Genomic DNA, 15,860 nt, shown 5'->3' on the forward strand with positions numbered 1-15,860 from the left:
ACCTGCTCAGTTCAGTGCCTGTATAGTCAGGGTGCCGTCTTTTAAGCAAAGACGCGACGCTTTTCCAAAAAATTCAGCAGGAATTTGATCCATAATCCAGTATTCACCGGCAATGGAAACGAGCTCCGCTGATAAGCTGGTGCAAAAAATCTGGCAATCACGGTCACCGCTGGCACCCGCCAGCGCACGTCCGCGCATCATGCCATAAATATGAATATTCCCATCGGCAACCAGCTCGGCCCCGGCGCTGACGCTGTTAGTGACAATCAGATCGCTGTTTTTGGCATAAATCTGCTGTCCGGACCTGACCGGGGTGCTGATTACCCTGGTTTTGATTGCGGGTGTTTCACTGGGTTTAACCACCTCAGCGGTTTTTTTCTGCTCTTTGCCTTCCGAAAGAAGGGGCAGACCGGAACGAACAATGATGCGTTTCAACTGTTCATCTTTACAGCCGCTGACGCCGACAACATGCAAGCCACTGGCGGTGATCGCCTGCTGCATCTGTTGCCAGTTAACTTCGCTGCTCAGTGAGGCAACGTTCAACACCACAGGGGCATTTTTCAGAAATGCTGGCGCCTGACTGACTTTGTCCTGTAATGCCTGACCAACAATATCGGCATCATTGTGGTGTAAATGAACAACAGACAGAGTAAAACTGCTGCCTTTCAACTCTATTGGCGTTTGTGACATCTGTCGCGCTCATTCCTGTTATTTCGTTTCCCCGCTAAATCATGCCTGAAGAGAGACATTTAATCGCGGCGGAACAATATTCTTAAGTTCTGCAAGCATGTTATAGTTACTGCTATATTCAGGCAAGTGAGCAGCCAGCTTAATTCAGGTAAAAATATGTTTTGTGCAATCTACAGAAGTCCCCGACGCGATCAGACATATCTGTATGTCGAAAAAAAAGACGATTTCGGCCGGGTCCCACCTGAACTGCTCAACGGCTTCGGGCAGCCCCAGCTGGCAATGATATTGCCGCTTGACGGTTCGAAACGTCTTGCCAATGCTGATTTAGCAAAAGTGAAAAGCGCTCTGCAAGAGCAGGGCTATTATTTACAGGTTCCACCTCCGGTAGAAAATTTGCTTAAGCATCATCTGACGGGTGATAAAAAAAGTTAACCGGGATGCATCGGTAAAATATTTTATTCATGCATCAAAGCGTGAATTTAAATTGTCGCCAGGATCCATCTTAAAATGTGTGGGGATAAAAATCTGTCTGATTGCGGAGACATATTCGTCAACCGGGCAGCGTTTTTCTCACGCAGGACCATGAAAGGATGCTCAATGACTGACCATCCGTTCTTATCACAGGAAGGGGAGCTTTATGTATCAGCATCATAACTGGCAGGGCGCGTTGTTAGATTATCCGGTAAGTAAAGTGGTTTGCGTTGGCAGTAATTACGCAAAACACATTAAGGAAATGGGCAACGCAGTACCAGTCGAACCGGTATTATTTATCAAACCTGCAACGGCATTATGTGATATTCGCCAGCCACTTTCGATTCCTAAAGACCTCGGTGCCGTCCATCATGAGGTTGAACTGGCGGTATTGATTGGTTCTGATTTAAAACAGGCGTCTGAGGAGCATGTTGCTAAAGCGATTGCCGGGTATGGCGTGGCGCTTGATTTGACGCTGCGTGACGTGCAGGCAGGTTGCAAAAAAGCAGGGCAGCCCTGGGAGAAAGCCAAAGGTTTTGATAATTCCTGCCCGATTTCTGGTTTTATCCCGGTAAACGAATTTAATGCCGATCCACAGAACATTGAGCTGAAACTGATGGTTAATGGTGAGATTCGCCAGCTGGGGAATACGCAGGATATGATCCACAAAATTTTGCCATTAATTGCCTATATGAGCCGGTTTTTTACCCTGCGTGCCGGTGACATTGTGATCACAGGAACGCCAGAGGGTGTGGGTCCGATGTTTTCGGGTGACAGGCTGGAAGTGTCGCTGGGCGGTTATGGCGTGTCCAAACGCGTTCTCTGAAACTTGCATCTCAGGCCCGAACTGTTTATAAGGTGCGGGTTTTCTCTCAACCGGACAACTAACATGACTGAGACCCCTTTCTGGCAGCGTAAGACGCTGGAACAAATGAGCGACGAGGAATGGGAATCCCTCTGTGATGGATGTGGACAGTGCTGTCTTAATAAATTACAGGACGCCGATACGGATGAAATCTACTTCACCAACGTCGCCTGTAACCTCCTGAATATCAAAACCTGCCAGTGCCGTCATTATGAGCGGCGTTTTGATTACGAAGAAGACTGCATCAAGTTGACCCGCGAAAACCTGCCCACATTTTCCTGGTTACCACCGAGTTGCGCTTATCGTGTGCTTGCCGAAGGTAAAAACTTACCTGTCTGGCATCCGCTGCGCACGGGCTCAAAAGCAGCCATGCACGCCGCCCGCATTTCGGTCAGACATATTGCAGTGCGTGAAAGTGAGGTCAGAGACTGGGAAGATCATATTATTAACCGTCCCCATCGCTGACAAAAAAACCGCCATGACAAAGGCGGTTTTTTTATTCCGGTTGTTTATCCGCCAGCCTGTGGCTGGCCAGCCGGTCCACTTCCACCGGGTGCACCGGGTGGTTGCTGCCCACCGGGTGGGGCAGGTGGCGCGCTGTGAAGATCATCGTGTTGCCACAAACAGCCAGACAACGCGAAAGAGAAAAATATCAGGATTAAGGAAAGAATTGACTTTTTCATCAGGATCCTGCCATCAGTGAAAGGTCATTTCATCTTAGCTGCCCGATATACGCTGTGCCATTATCAGCGGGCGAAAAGTTCGCGTTTTTTCGCTCTGAAAAACTGTGCCAGCAGCACCAGAACACCGATTGTCAGGAAGACGCCAAAAATGACGATCAGCCATTGAGGCATTTCCAGTGAGAACAGAGACCATTGCTTTGTAGCGCAGTCACCCGAGGCGACAAACACCGAAGGCAGCCATTTATCCAGCGGCAGCCAGGTCGGGAAGCGGGCAGCAAAGTCGCAGGTGGTGAAAGGATTAGGGTGCAGTTGGATCATGGTGTGTTCCCATGACAAACGCAGACCTTCAATCGCACTGTAAAGCCAGATGAGGATAGCGACCCAGCGCAGCGGGGTTTTAGGGGCAATAGCGCCGACCAGACCCGCAGCCATAATCCCAAACAGCGCGCAGCGTTCATAAATACACATCACGCAGGGTTTCAACAACATAACATGCTGGAAATAGAGCGCGACCATCTCAAGCGCAAAAGCGGTCAGTGCCATCAACAGCCAGGCTCCGCGACCCCGGGAACAGCCATTCAAATATCGCAACATAATCAATCCGTGTAATGGGCGTGAAACGGGCAGTGTAAACCAAAAGCGTTGCTGTGCCAGCCCGTTAAGACAAAATTACTGACGAAAATATTGCAGCCCGAAATCAACTTAACTGACGCTGACTGATTAAATGAAGACCGATCTGAGTCAGTGGGTCTGCATAAATCACCCCGGAAAATTTTTTGGAAATTTGCAGCAAGAAGATCGTTTTCCTGACGGGCAGTCTAGGTGATGCCGGAGGCATCTGGTATGATGAGCCGAAATTTGCACTCGTGTGAACGTAACGGAAACAAAATCCTATGGTCATCAAGGCGCAGAGCCCTGCCGGTTTCGCGGAAGAATATCTTATAGAAAGCATCTGGAATAATCGTTTCCCTCCCGGCTCGATCCTGCCTGCTGAGCGGGAGCTTTCGGAGCTGATAGGTGTCACCCGCACCACGCTACGTGAGGTCCTGCAACGGCTGGCTCGTGATGGCTGGTTAACTATCCAACACGGCAAGCCAACCCGCGTAAATAATTTCTGGGAAACTTCAGGGCTGAATATTCTGGAAACGCTGGCGCGTCTTGATCATGATAGCGTTCCCCAGTTGATTGATAATCTGCTTTCCGTCAGAACCAATATCTCATCCATTTTTATCCGCCGCGCCATTCGTACCTATCCGGAAAAAGCCCGTGATGTACTGGTCACGGCGCAGGATGTGGAAGACCGGGCCGATGCTTATACGGAACTTGATTACAATATTTTCCGGGGACTGGCTTTTGCTTCCGGTAACCCTATCTATGGCCTGATCCTGAACGGCCTCAAAGGCCTGTATACCCGGGTCGGACGCCATTATTTTTCCAATCCGGAAGCCCGCCAGCTGGCGCGTGACTTTTATTAGCAGTTGCTGAGTATTTGTCAGCAGGAGCAGTTTGATAAAATTGTTGATACGGTGCGGGATTACGGGCGTCGCAGTGGGGAAATCTGGCACGGCATGCAGAATACCATGCCCACGGATTTGTCTCTCAAGTCGCATTAAATCGTAGCCGGTTCTTTGTGGTAAATCCTTCTCTTCATCTCGTCTCTGGACACTGACTTGCGTGCGGGCAAAGAGTGATCGTATATCGACGGCAGGTGGCCAGAGTCTGGCCGTAAAGAAAAAACCCCGGCAGGCCGGGGCAGATGATCGAAGGGATTATAAGGCAGACGTGCGCGGTGGACAGCGATCAAGAATTTCAGTGCTGCCGTCTTCGTTCTGCTGTTCCAGATGGACATCAAAGCCCCACAGGCGATGAACATGTTTCAGCACCTCCCGACGGCTCTTATCCAGCGGCGCGCGGTTTTGTGGAACATAACGCAGGGTAAGTGAACGGTCGCCTCGCAGGTCCACATCATAAATCTGGATGTTAGGTTCCAGGTTGCTCAGATTATACTGGGCAGACAACTGCTGGCGGATTGCCCGGTAGCCTGCTTCATCATGGATAGCCGCAATTTCAAGGAAGTTATTGCGGTCATCATCCATAACGGTAAACAGACGGAAATCGCGCATCACTTTCGGCGAGAGGAACTGACTGATAAAACTCTCATCCTTAAATTCACGCATGGCAAAATGGAGTGTTTCCAGCCAGTCGCTGCCGGCAATGTCCGGGAACCAGTAGCGATCCTCTTCAGTCGGTTCCTGACAGATGCGTTTGATATCCTGAAACATGGCAAAGCCCAGCGCATAGGGGTTAATGCCGTTGTACCACTGACTGTTATAAGGCGGCTGGTAAACCACATTGGTATGGCTGTGCAGGAATTCCAGCATAAAACGTTCGGAAACTTTTCCTTCATCATACAGATGATTAAGAATGGTGTAGTGCCAGAATGTTGCCCAGCCTTCATTCATCACCTGAGTCTGTTTTTGAGGATAGAAATACTGACTGACCTTACGAACGATGCGTAAAATTTCCCGTTGCCATGACTCCAGCAGCGGCGCATTTTTTTCCATAAAATAGAGCAGGTTCTCCTGGGGCTCAGAAGGATAGCGGGCGGCCTTAGCTTGTGTTGACTCTCTCTCCCGACGAGGAAGCGTTCGCCACAGCATGTTAACCTGACTTTGCAGATACTCTTCGCGGCTTTTCTGACGCGCTTTTTCCTCTTGCAAAGAGATTTTCTGCGGCCTTTTGTAACGATCCACGCCGTAATTCATCAGCGCATGGCAGGAATCCAGTAGCTTCTCGACCTCTTCGACGCCATAGCGTTCTTCGCAGCGGGTAATGTAATTACGCGCAAAAATCAGGTAGTCGACGATTGAGCTGGCATCGGTCCAGCTGCGGAACAGATAGTTATTTTTAAAAAATGAGTTATGACCATAGCAGGCGTGGGCCATCACCAACGCCTGCATGGTGATGGTGTTCTCTTCCATCAGATAGGCAATGCAGGGATTGGAATTAATGACGATTTCATACGCCAGACCTTGCTGGCCATGCTTGTAACGTTGTTCCGTTTCAATAAATTTCTTACCAAACGACCAGTGTGCATAGTTTATTGGCATCCCGACGCTGGAATAGGCATCCATCATCTGCTCAGAGGTAATCACTTCAATCTGATGCGGATAAGTTTCAAGTCGGTAGAGTTTGGCAACGCGGTCAATTTCACTCAGGTACACATCGAGCAGTTCGAAAGTCCAGTCTGGTCCATCACTCAGGCGTTTAGCTGTGGTCATGGCATCATCAAAGATAGTCGTCATAGCGCACCCCTTTTAAAAACCGTTTCTCGACGTTACATCATGTAACGGCAAAGCTTTCGTTTTCATTTTGACCTGCCGGAGCAGGGCTGGAATTAAAGCCAATCTTTCAATGATAGTTCACTCTCTCTGATTGCTCTGGCTAATACAATTGAAATCTGTAACCAGAAAACAGAGTTACCGGGCGAATTAAAGTTATCGTCGATGTTTAATGCATAAATATGGCTTATATACAGAATAATAATCTGTATATAAGTTAAACCTTTGACCAGATAACAATCTGCTGCCAAAAGTAAAAAATCCCTTTTGTGTAATGATATGATTCTTAAAAAGAATCATAGCCAGCATTTAACTCTGAAGTATGAGGTCATGCTTTTTTTATTCGCATCCGGATGAAAAAAAGGGTGAAGTATATCGGCGCGCAGGGCTGAGGTGGTCTGGTTATATCATCTGACTTTGTGCCGTCAGGGTAGTGTATTCTTCTTTTGAGCGTTGTTGGAGCGAATATGCAAGTTGTCATTCTGGGAAGTGGGGTGGTGGGTGTCGCCAGCGCCTGGTATCTTGCCAAAGCCGGGCATCAGGTCACGGTCATTGACCGTCAGCCGGGCGTGGCGCTGGAAACCAGTGCCGGTAATGCTGGTCAGATTTCTCCCGGTTATTCCGCGCCCTGGGCCGCGCCGGGAGTACCACTGAAGGCGGTTAAATGGATGTTTCAGCGTCATGCGCCGCTGGCTGTTCGCCCGGATGGAACGCGTTTTCAGTTGCAGTGGATGTGGCAGATGCTGCGCAATTGTGACATGCAGCACTACCAACTGAACAAAAGTCGCATGGTGCGTATTGCTGAATACAGCCGGGATTGTCTGCGGACGCTGCGTCAGGAAACCGGGATTGCCTACGAGGGGCGTCAGGGCGGCACGCTTCAGCTGTTCCGTACCACGCAACAGTTTGAGAGCGCCACCAAAGATATCGCCGTGCTGAAAGAGGCGGGCGTACCGTACCAGTTACTGGAGGCCAGCCAGCTGGCTGAGGCTGAACCGGCTCTGGCTGCCACTCAGCATAAATTAACCGGCGGTTTGCGCCTGCCTGGCGATGAAACGGGCGATTGTCAGCTGTTTACCCAACGCCTTGCAGAGATGGCGGCAGCGGCGGGCGTGAACTTCAGATTTAACACGTCGGTCGATGCTTTACTGCATGAAGGCAATCAGATCGTGGGGGTGAAGTGCGAAGCGGAAACGATAAAAGCGGATGCCTATGTGGTGGCCAGTGGATCCTGGTCAACCAGCCTGCTGCATGGCATTTTCAGCATTCCGGTTTATCCCCTTAAAGGCTATTCACTGACTATGCCGATCAAAGACAGCGCGGCGGCTCCTGTTTCTACCGTCCTTGATGAAACCTACAAGGTGGCTGTTACCCGTTTCGACGATCGTATTCGGGTCGGCGGTATGGCAGAAATTGTCGGTTATAACACGGAACTGCGCAGGGCACGTCGCCAGACTCTGGAAATGGTGGTGCGTGATCTTTACCCGCAGGGCGGCCATATTGAGCAGGCCACTTTCTGGACCGGATTGCGCCCTATGACGCCGGATGGCACGCCGATTGTCGGCCGGACGCCGCTGAAAAATCTTTATCTGAACACCGGTCACGGAACGCTCGGTTGGACTATGGCCTGCGGTTCCGGACAGCTTATCTCTGATATTATCTCCGGGCACCCGCTGGCTATTGATGCAGACGATCTGTCAGTGATGCGCTATCTGCCCGGTTTTAATCCGCCGACGGGTATGGCTCGTTAGTTTTTGTCTTTAAGGAACCAGGAGAAGTTATGTCTCGTCCTATTGTCGCAACTGTACACACCAGCGCGTTGCGACATAACCTGGCCATTGCCCGCCAGGCTGCACCTCATTCCCGCATCTGGTCGGTAGTCAAAGCTAATGCTTACGGTCATGGCATTGACCGGGTATGGCAAAGTTTATCAGACACCGACGGGTTTGCTTTGCTTAATCTGGAAGAGGCGATCCTGCTGCGTGAACGCGGCTGGAAAAAACCGATTCTTTTACTGGAAGGCTTTTTTCACGCAGATGAGCTGGCTGCTCTCGATCATTACCGCCTGACCACCAGTATTCACAGCGACTGGCAGATTGAGGAATTGAAAAAAGCAAAACTCTCTGCGCCACTCAATATTTACCTGAAAATGAACAGCGGCATGAACCGGCTGGGATTTCAACCCGCAGAGGTTAATTCTGCCTGGCATCGCCTGCGTGAGCTGACCAGTGTCGCTGAAATGACGCTTATGGCCCATTTTGCTGAGGCAGATTCGCCGGACGGTATCACCGGGCCGCTGAAAAGAATCGACCTGGCAGCACAGGCGCTCGACTGCCCGCGGTCACTGGCTAACTCTGCCGCCACCCTGTGGCATCCACAGACGCATGGCGACTGGGTGCGTCCTGGTATCATTTTGTATGGTGCCTCTCCCAGCGGGCGATGGCAGGACATTGCCACCACTGGTTTACGGCCAGCCATGACGCTACGTAGTGAGATTATTGCCGTGCAGACGTTAAAAGCCGGTGATGCCGTGGGCTATGGTGGGCGCTACCGTGCAGAGGGCGAACAGCGTATTGGCGTGGTGGCCTGTGGCTATGCGGATGGTTATCCACGCCATGCGCCAACGGGCACACCGGTATGGGTGGATGGCGTGAAAACCCGCACGGTGGGGGCGATCTCGATGGATATGATTACCATCGATCTGACCCCCTGCCATCAGGCCGTGACTGGCAGCCCGGTAGAGCTTTGGGGTGATAATGTGAAAATCGATGAGGTCGCCCTGGCTTCTGGTACGGTGGGCTATGAGCTGATGTGCGCACTGGCTCCACGCGTACCGGTTCGCGTCAGTTAAGGTTTCAGCGCGGTCAACGTGCCGCGCACCTTTTTACTACAAATCCATGCCAGTCCTGTCAGCAGAGTACCTGCCACCATCATCAGCGCCAGCGCGGTTTTTTCTGGCAGCGGCAGTGCCATCACAACCAGCCCTGCTGATGACCCTCCGGCCATCTGAATGAATCCGGCCAGAGCCGAAGCTACCCCTGCCTGTTGCTGATAAGGTTCCAGAGCGAAGCTGGTGGCCGGACCGACGGTAAAAGCCAGACCCGCCACCGCAACGGCGACCGGAAACATATACAGCGCCCAGTGCTGCTGCCAGCCTGTCGGAAACAGCCATACGCCTGACATCAACATCACCGCCCCAAGCGCCATAGCGATGCTGCCGGTGGCGAGGCAAAATGGCCGTCCCAGCTTGCGGATTGTTTTATTAACCAGCACGCTGACCAGCATGATCCAGAATCCGTTTGCCCCGAAGGCAACCGAAAATTGCAGCGCACTGAGTTTGCCTTCGGTCATCAGCACCTGAGGTGCCAGTGAAACATAGGTCAGCACCATGCCCAGCGCTCCGGCGTTTGCCAGCGAAAAGGCAAGGAAACGCGGCTGAGAAAGGATACCAAAGTATTGCCTGAGGGGGATGCCTCGCACCGCAACGGTATCTGCCGGACGGGTTTCTGGCAGAAAAACAATCACCAGCACGCCAATCAATGTGGCATAGCCAGCCAGAAACCAGAAAGGTGCCCGCCAGCCAAACGCATCAGCCAGAAAACCGCCCAGCATGGGAGCCAGCGCCGGGACGATATTTAATGCACCGTTGAGGAAACCATACGCCCTGGCGGCCTCATCGCCATCAAGGCGGTCACGTACCCCGCTGAAAGCGACGACAGCTGTGCAGCAGACCGCGCAGCCCTGCACCAGGCGGGCAATCAGGAATTGTGACCAGCCACCCGCAGTAGCGGCGAGAATACTGCCCAGCAGATAGAGCATCAGTCCGGCCAGAGCAATGGGTTTTCTCCCCAGGTTATCCACCAGGGGGCCGGCGACCAGTTGCCCAAGCCCCATTACCAGCAGGAACAGCGGGATAGTGGTCTGAACCTGACTGACCGGTGTTGCCAGTCCCAGGGCAATCTCCGGCAACGTGGGCAGATAGAGGTCGATTCCTAAAGGTGCCAGTAGCACCAGGCTAAGAAGAAGTAAGGTAAATTTTTGCATCAGGCGAAGCGACTTCCGTTAAAAAGCGAGCCGCACAGGTTAGTGATGAACAGAGGAAAAGAAAAGGGGAATGTGGCTCTGAATACGAAAGCCGTGCGCTTCACGGCTTTCGTATTGCGGTATCAGTAAGCGCCGTCGCGACGAAGCACCACACCGGCAGTTTTAAACAGGATGGCAATGTCGGTCCACAGTGCCCAGTTTTTTACATACCAGGAGTCGAAGTAAACACGCGTATCATAGTCGATATCGTTACGGCCACTGACCTGCCACAGTCCGGTCATCCCGGGTTTAGCCATCAGATAGTAATCAACATCCCCGGCATAACGCTCAAGCTCTGCTTCTATTACCGGACGCGGGCCAACCAGGCTCATCTCACCCCGCAACACGTTCCACAATTGCGGAAGCTCATCCAGACTGGTTTTACGCAAAAATGCACCAATTTTTGTCACACGAGGGTCGTTCTTCAGCTTAAAGTCTTTATCCCATTCGGCACGGGCTTCTTGATTAGTCGCCAGCAGCTCTTCCAGCACTTCCTTCGAGTTGGTCACCATCGAACGGAACTTCAGACATTTGAATTTTTTGCCATCCTGGCCCACCCGTTCGTGTCCGTAAATTTTATTACCGCCATCGCGTCCTACCATCCAGCAAATCAGGCCAAATGCGGGTGCAAGAACCAGCAGTAGCAGCGAGGCCACCACGATATCGAACGCACGCTTCAGGATACGGGAAGAGCGTTTAGCCAGGCTGTTACTAACCCGCAGGATCATCACTTCATGGCTGAAGATAAATGACATATCCGTACCGTATAACGGCACACCACGTAGGGTAGGCACCACGGAAACTGAACGGCATTTCTTTTTCGACAGCAGCTTCAGCCACTTATCGCGCATTGACTGCTGTTCGTACTCCATCGCCACGATAAACTGCGTGTTTTCAAGATCAACCGTGTCCCAGACAATGTCTCTGGCCGTGATCACCGGCACGCCATGCAGATTTTCCGCGCCTTTATATCCGTTAGAAGCAACAAAGGCTTTTACTTCATAACCCAGCAGTTCTTCGCTTTGTAGCGCGGCGTAGGCTTCACGCGCATTTTTACCTGAACCAATAATGATGGTCTGTTTTTGCCACTGGCCCGCTTTGAGGATGGCATGTTTAACCGAAGAGCGTAGCAGTGGAACCAGGATAAGCGCATACACCCAGGTGAAACTCCACAACATGCGGGAAAAATCCCATTTTGAGAAGGCAATCAGCGCAAGGTCTAACAGTGAAAAAATGACCAGCGTTTTAATTATTTCTTTTAATTCAAACCAGAAAGGTTTGCGATAAGTGTAGTGACGCAGTCGCATCCAGAACCAGGCCGTACAGACAATCGACATGACGAACTGCGCGATAAAACGGACCTTAACTTCCTGAGGTGGAATAAAGATATCCAGGTTTCCCCAGAAACCTTGCACGGTAGCCGCAGATAAAAACAGGGCAAGGTTAATTGATATCAAATCTGCCAGACTCAATGTCACCTTGGTAATAATGTTTTTTCTAGTGCCACTAAAGGCACGACGTCGATCATTCAGTACCAGAGTACTTGCCATAATGCCTGCTCTCTTTTGATAAAGAATAAGTGACCTGACGAGGTTCAAGCACGCGTTCAGGGGGAAACGAACTAAAGTAAATTTCTTTAGTTTCAGATAATTATTGTTTCTTTGTTTATATACAAACACTTAAAAAATTCGACGCGCTGAATTAAACGTCGGATCTTTTTCGTAAAGCTGAGGCAAGTATGCAGCAGACATTTGGCTTAGTTAATACGGGTAATTCCTAAAACTTTCAAATTGCTTTTTGGCGGAATAGTTAAAAACAGGCGGGAGGGAGAAATATAAACAGATGAATGGCGTCATTTTTTCGGAAAGATAACATTTTTACTGCAATAAGATGTCAGACTCACCTCAGCTAATTTCTGCATCGGTGAGTCTGAAAGATCAGGCAGGTTTTTTCAGCACCCAGCGATTTTGCTGCTGATCATAATGCCCAATGGCCAGATCGACAGGCTGGCCGTCAATCCAGGCTGGCACACTGGTTTCATCATCCCATCCATCAAGCTGATAAGTCAGCCCTGGGTTGGTATGGCAGGGGATGCTGATGGTTTCCACATCCTGCCCGTCCAGCTCTGCATCAATAATTTCATAGCGACCAATCTTCACGATATGACCCATGATATTCTCCCATACGGAAAGACATGAACTTTAAGCGTAGCGTTGATTCCGCAGAGATCGAGCGATTATTTCCAGGATTATTCCTTATCTTCCGTTACCCGGACACCAATTCTGCTAATCTCATTTCCTTCTTTTTCAGCCACCGTCCAGATCATATTTTTCCATTCAACCTGGTCACCCACCACCGGCGCGCCACCGATCATCCCGGCAACCAGATGGCCCAGCGTCAGTTGGTTATTCATGTCATCGTCCAGTTCGATACCATAAATTTCAGAAATGTCATGCAGACGGGCATCTGCCTGCAAAATGAAGTCACCAAAAAAGCGCTGATCAAGCGCGACCGGTGGAGACTGGCTGAACAGTTTTCCCAGTTCGGGTAAATCCTTTTCGCGGCCAATAACGCACAGTACGTCTCCCTCTTTCAAACGCGTGTTGCCGGTAGGATGCAGCAACAGATTATCGCGAAACAGTGCAGCAATACGGGTTTCTCTTGGCATGTGCAGATCGCGCAGCGCAGCGCCCACGCACCACTTGTCAGCGCCTAACTGATAAACGAACTGTTCCCACGGGTTTTCGGGGTGAATATCCAGCCCGACGCGGGAAATTGGGGAGGCGGTGGGGGGAACAATTACCCTGGCTTTACGTGCGGCAAAACCCAGCGACGTCCCCTGTATCATCAGAGAGACAAGCACGACAAAGAAGGCGATATTGAAGAACAGCGTGGCGTGTGGCAGACCGGCCATCATCGGGAAGACAGCCAGGATGATCGGCACGGCACCACGCAGACCAACCCAACTAATAAACAGTCGTTCACGCAGATTAAAACCCCGGAATGGCAACAGGCCAATCAGGATCGACAGCGGGCGGGCGATCAGTATCAGCCATACGGACAGCAGCATGGCAGGCAGGGCGATGTTCCACAGGTCGGTTGGCGTCACTAACAGGCCAAGCACCAGAAACATGCCAATCTGACTCAGCCACGCCATACCATCAAAGGTTTGCAGGATACCGTAGCGATTTCGGATTGGACGATTACCCAGCACAAAACCACAAAGATAGACGGCAAGGATGCCGCTGCCTTCCAGCACGGTAGTCAGGGCAAAGACCAGAATTCCGCCGCTGACGGCCAGAAGGGGATAAAGGCCTCCGGGCAGTGAGACGCGGTTGATCAGCTGTAACAAAGCCCAGCCGCCGCCAATTCCCAGCACGATACCCAGGCCAAATTGTTGAATGAGATGAATGACGAACATGCCATTCAGCCCGGTTTGTCCTTGCTGAATCATCTCAATCAATGTGATGGTCAGAAAGACCGCCATCGGGTCATTGCTGCCGGATTCAATCTCCAGCGTGGCGCTTACACGCTCATTAAGACCTTTGCCCCCGAGCAGAGAAAAAACGGCGGCGGCATCCGTCGAGCCAATAATCGCCCCCACCAGAAAACCATTCATCATGTTCAGGTTGAATAACCATGCGGCCGCCATGCCAGTCAGTCCGGCAGTGATTAATACGCCAACCGTTGCCAGTGACAGTGCCGGGCCCAGTGCCACCTTGAAAGAACTGGCCTGAGTTCGCATTCCACCGTCCAGTAAGATGACCGCGAGGGCAAGGTTGCTAATCAGATAGGCTGCGGGATAATTATCAAACGCAATACCGCCAATACCGTCGACCCCTGCCAGCATGCCCAGCGCGAGAAAAATAACCAGAATAGGGATGCCGAGCCGGGATGAGAATGAACTGAGTAAAATGCTTGCTGCAACCAGCACTGAACCAATAATAAACAGACTGTAAATCGCGCTGGCTTCCAATGTATTTTTTCTCCTGTTTTGGTTAAATTATCTGCCCTGACAGTGTGTTGCAATAGTATCTTAAAAGTCAAAATTCAGATGCTGCGTGTGTTGCCTCATTACCTGTTGCGTTGCAGGCCTTATTATCAACCAACTCATCATAATCTGTATGTCAGGTTTCGTGATAAGAAGAATAACAACGATAAGATGTGGCTGCTCAGCCAATTAAACCGCCTGACGTTATTACCCTTCAGGGCCAGAAATCAAGAAAGGGTTTATGCAAACTTAATTCTGACGATTTGCAGGTCATGCTAAGTAAAAAGCGGGTGGGGCGCGGCGCTGCATCACGCTCGGTTGGTTAAGCTGAGATAACAGAAGTTGAAATAACGATTTCGCGATAAACAGCCAGTACGTTATGGTACTGGCTGCATTTCATCAGGCGCTCTCGGTCTGCTTGTGAAACAACGCACGGAAAACAGGGTAAATATCTTCCGGCTCGCGGATGTGCTGGATAGCAAAATTATCAAACATAGCCTGAAGGTGTTCATATTCGCGCCACAAAGTCTGGTGCGCGCGCAGGGTGATCTCAATGTAACTGTAATAACGCACGACGGGCAGAATACTCTTCGCCAGAATCTCATGACATAGTGGCGAATCATCTGCCCAGTTATCACCATCTGAAGCCTGCGCTGCGTAAATATTCCACTGAGCAGGGTCATAACGCTCTTTAATCACTTCATCCATCAGTTTCAGTGCGCTGGAAACAATGGTGCCACCGGTTTCCTGTGAATAGAAAAATTCCTGCTCATCCACCTCTTTAGCCTGAGTGTGGTGACGGATGTAGACCACATCGACATTTTTATAGGTACGACTGAGAAACAGGTAGAGCAAAATGTAAAATCGCTTGGCCATGTCTTTGGTTGCTTGATCCATTGAACCTGACACGTCCATCAGACAGAACATCACCGCCTGACTGGATGGATCCGGGCGTTTTTCAAAATTCTTGTAGCGTAAATCGAAAGTATCAATAAAGGGTACGCGTTTTATTCGCGCACGCAGTTCAGCCATTTCCTTTTTAAGACGCTCTTCCTCCAGCAGCTGTGCGGGTTCAGCTTTCTGAACGGCATCCAGTGCGTCTTCCAGTTCATGCAGCATACGTCGCTTGCCGGCGGTCATGGCGGTGCGTCTCGCCAGTGAATTTTGCAGCGAACGTACCACGCTGATATTGGCGGGAACACCGTTTGCCGTGAAGCCTGCACGATGGACTTTGTATTCGTTGAGCTGTCTGTGCTGATTTTTTTTCAGGTTGGGCAGAGCGAGATCTTCAAACAGTAGATCGAGATACTCGTCTTTTGAAATATTAAAAACAAATTCGTCCTGTCCTTCACCATCCTGACTGGCATTGCCCTGACCACTTCCGCCGCCGCCGCCACCCTGCGGTCTTTCGACCCGATCATTTTGTACAAAATGATCATTGCCGGGATGAACGCGGTGACGATGTCCACCGCGAGCCTGATGAAAAACAGGTTCATTAATATCATCAACAGGAATTGAAACGGACTCACCGCTGCTGATGTCGGTCACCGAACGCTTATTAATGGCCTCGGAAATCGACTGTTTAATCTGCGATTTGTAGCGGCGCAGGAAGCGCTGGCGATTAACCGCGCTCTTATTTTTACCGTTTAACCGCCGATCGATAAAATAGGCCATAACTTTCCCCCAAAAAACAGTGCAAACCGGGTCAGGTTGCCCTGACCCCTTCAGCATTTATG

At 50.7% G+C, this 15,860-nt stretch carries 13 protein-coding genes and 1 pseudogene; 6 read left to right on the forward strand and 8 right to left on the reverse strand.

Annotated features, from left to right (window positions below):
• Positions 1-6: 6 nt before the first annotated feature.
• Positions 7-690, reverse strand: a complete 684-nt coding sequence (minC, locus tag AC3RPL_RS08240) for a septum site-determining protein MinC (RefSeq protein ID WP_490739617.1) — start codon at positions 688-690, stop codon at positions 7-9.
• Positions 691-846: 156 nt separating this feature from the next.
• Here minC and AC3RPL_RS08245 point away from each other — a divergent pair, with 156 nt between their 5' ends.
• The 3 genes from AC3RPL_RS08245 to ycgN all read left to right on the forward strand — a co-directional run bounded on the left by AC3RPL_RS08245 (position 847) and on the right by ycgN (position 2,491).
• Positions 847-1,122, forward strand: coding sequence for a YcgL domain-containing protein (locus AC3RPL_RS08245; protein ID WP_490739618.1), 276 nt, complete (start codon positions 847-849; stop codon positions 1,120-1,122).
• A 205-nt stretch (positions 1,123-1,327) separates the two neighbouring features.
• Positions 1,328-1,987, forward strand: coding sequence for a fumarylacetoacetate hydrolase family protein (locus tag AC3RPL_RS08250; RefSeq protein WP_490739619.1), 660 nt, complete (start codon positions 1,328-1,330; stop codon positions 1,985-1,987).
• Between the two features lie 63 nt (positions 1,988-2,050).
• Positions 2,051-2,491 carry a cysteine cluster protein YcgN gene (ycgN, locus tag AC3RPL_RS08255; protein ID WP_261644492.1) on the forward strand — a complete coding sequence of 147 codons (441 nt, stop codon included), beginning with the start codon at positions 2,051-2,053 and terminating at the stop codon, positions 2,489-2,491.
• A 281-nt stretch (positions 2,492-2,772) separates the two neighbouring features.
• Here the strand turns inward: ycgN and dsbB are convergent, their stop codons facing one another.
• Positions 2,773-3,303 (reverse strand): disulfide bond formation protein DsbB, encoded by a 531-nt coding sequence (dsbB, locus tag AC3RPL_RS08260; RefSeq protein ID WP_490739620.1) that lies wholly within the window; start codon positions 3,301-3,303, stop codon positions 2,773-2,775.
• A 299-nt stretch (positions 3,304-3,602) separates the two neighbouring features.
• Between dsbB and fadR the strand changes: the two are divergent.
• Positions 3,603-4,322: pseudogene (fadR, locus tag AC3RPL_RS08265) on the forward strand (fatty acid metabolism transcriptional regulator FadR).
• A 156-nt stretch (positions 4,323-4,478) separates the two neighbouring features.
• On the opposite strand, the gene AC3RPL_RS08270 reads toward fadR, so the two are convergent.
• Positions 4,479-6,014: a SpoVR family protein gene (locus tag AC3RPL_RS08270; RefSeq protein ID WP_490739621.1), complete on the reverse strand. Its 1,536-nt coding sequence runs from the start codon at positions 6,012-6,014 to the stop codon at positions 4,479-4,481.
• A 503-nt stretch (positions 6,015-6,517) separates the two neighbouring features.
• Here AC3RPL_RS08270 and AC3RPL_RS08275 point away from each other — a divergent pair.
• The gene (locus AC3RPL_RS08275) at positions 6,518-7,801 is read left to right on the forward strand and encodes a D-amino acid dehydrogenase (RefSeq protein WP_490739622.1); all 1,284 of its coding nucleotides are present in this window, start codon (positions 6,518-6,520) and stop codon (positions 7,799-7,801) included.
• Positions 7,802-7,830: 29 nt separating this feature from the next.
• A complete protein-coding gene (gene dadX, locus AC3RPL_RS08280; RefSeq protein WP_490739623.1) occupies positions 7,831-8,901 on the forward strand; it encodes a catabolic alanine racemase DadX in 1,071 nt (356 codons plus the stop codon).
• On the opposite strand, the gene AC3RPL_RS08285 is transcribed toward dadX, so the two are convergent.
• The 5 genes from AC3RPL_RS08285 to AC3RPL_RS08305 form a co-directional block, all read right to left on the reverse strand.
• Complete coding sequence (locus tag AC3RPL_RS08285) at positions 8,898-10,094, reverse strand: multidrug effflux MFS transporter (protein WP_490739624.1); 1,197 nt, start codon at positions 10,092-10,094, stop codon at positions 8,898-8,900. The genes dadX and AC3RPL_RS08285 overlap by 4 nt on opposite strands.
• A 122-nt stretch (positions 10,095-10,216) precedes the next feature.
• A complete protein-coding gene (gene wbaP / locus AC3RPL_RS08290; protein ID WP_490739625.1) occupies positions 10,217-11,683 on the reverse strand; it encodes an undecaprenyl-phosphate galactose phosphotransferase WbaP in 1,467 nt (488 codons plus the stop codon).
• A 387-nt stretch (positions 11,684-12,070) separates the two neighbouring features.
• Positions 12,071-12,304: a DUF1480 family protein gene (locus AC3RPL_RS08295; protein ID WP_034933118.1), complete on the reverse strand. Its 234-nt coding sequence runs from the start codon at positions 12,302-12,304 to the stop codon at positions 12,071-12,073.
• Positions 12,305-12,381: 77 nt separating this feature from the next.
• A complete protein-coding gene (locus AC3RPL_RS08300; protein ID WP_490739626.1) occupies positions 12,382-14,109 on the reverse strand; it encodes a potassium/proton antiporter in 1,728 nt (575 codons plus the stop codon).
• Between the two features lie 414 nt (positions 14,110-14,523).
• Positions 14,524-15,798 (reverse strand): YeaH/YhbH family protein, encoded by a 1,275-nt coding sequence (locus AC3RPL_RS08305; RefSeq protein WP_490739627.1) that lies wholly within the window; start codon positions 15,796-15,798, stop codon positions 14,524-14,526.
• Between the last annotated feature and the right edge of the window lie 62 nt (positions 15,799-15,860).

Source organism: Erwinia papayae (genome assembly GCF_058241465.1).

Excerpts from the sequence above, each read along its gene's own strand:
- AC3RPL_RS08285 (WP_490739624.1), bottom strand. The coding sequence starts at position 10,094 with ATGCAAAAATTTACCTTACTTCTTCTTAGCCTGGTGCTACTGGCACCT.
- AC3RPL_RS08305 (WP_490739627.1), bottom strand. The coding sequence starts at position 15,798 with ATGGCCTATTTTATCGATCGGCGGTTAAACGGTAAAAATAAGAGCGCG.
- dadX (WP_490739623.1), top strand. The coding sequence starts at position 7,831 with ATGTCTCGTCCTATTGTCGCAACTGTACACACCAGCGCGTTGCGACAT.
- minC (WP_490739617.1), bottom strand. The coding sequence starts at position 690 with ATGTCACAAACGCCAATAGAGTTGAAAGGCAGCAGTTTTACTCTGTCT.
- ycgN (WP_261644492.1), top strand. The coding sequence starts at position 2,051 with ATGACTGAGACCCCTTTCTGGCAGCGTAAGACGCTGGAACAAATGAGC.
- AC3RPL_RS08250 (WP_490739619.1), top strand. The coding sequence starts at position 1,328 with ATGTATCAGCATCATAACTGGCAGGGCGCGTTGTTAGATTATCCGGTA.
- dsbB (WP_490739620.1), bottom strand. The coding sequence starts at position 3,303 with ATGTTGCGATATTTGAATGGCTGTTCCCGGGGTCGCGGAGCCTGGCTG.
- AC3RPL_RS08245 (WP_490739618.1), top strand. The coding sequence starts at position 847 with ATGTTTTGTGCAATCTACAGAAGTCCCCGACGCGATCAGACATATCTG.
- wbaP (WP_490739625.1), bottom strand. The coding sequence starts at position 11,683 with ATGGCAAGTACTCTGGTACTGAATGATCGACGTCGTGCCTTTAGTGGC.
- AC3RPL_RS08270 (WP_490739621.1), bottom strand. The coding sequence starts at position 6,014 with ATGACGACTATCTTTGATGATGCCATGACCACAGCTAAACGCCTGAGT.
- AC3RPL_RS08275 (WP_490739622.1), top strand. The coding sequence starts at position 6,518 with ATGCAAGTTGTCATTCTGGGAAGTGGGGTGGTGGGTGTCGCCAGCGCC.
- AC3RPL_RS08295 (WP_034933118.1), bottom strand. The coding sequence starts at position 12,304 with ATGGGTCATATCGTGAAGATTGGTCGCTATGAAATTATTGATGCAGAG.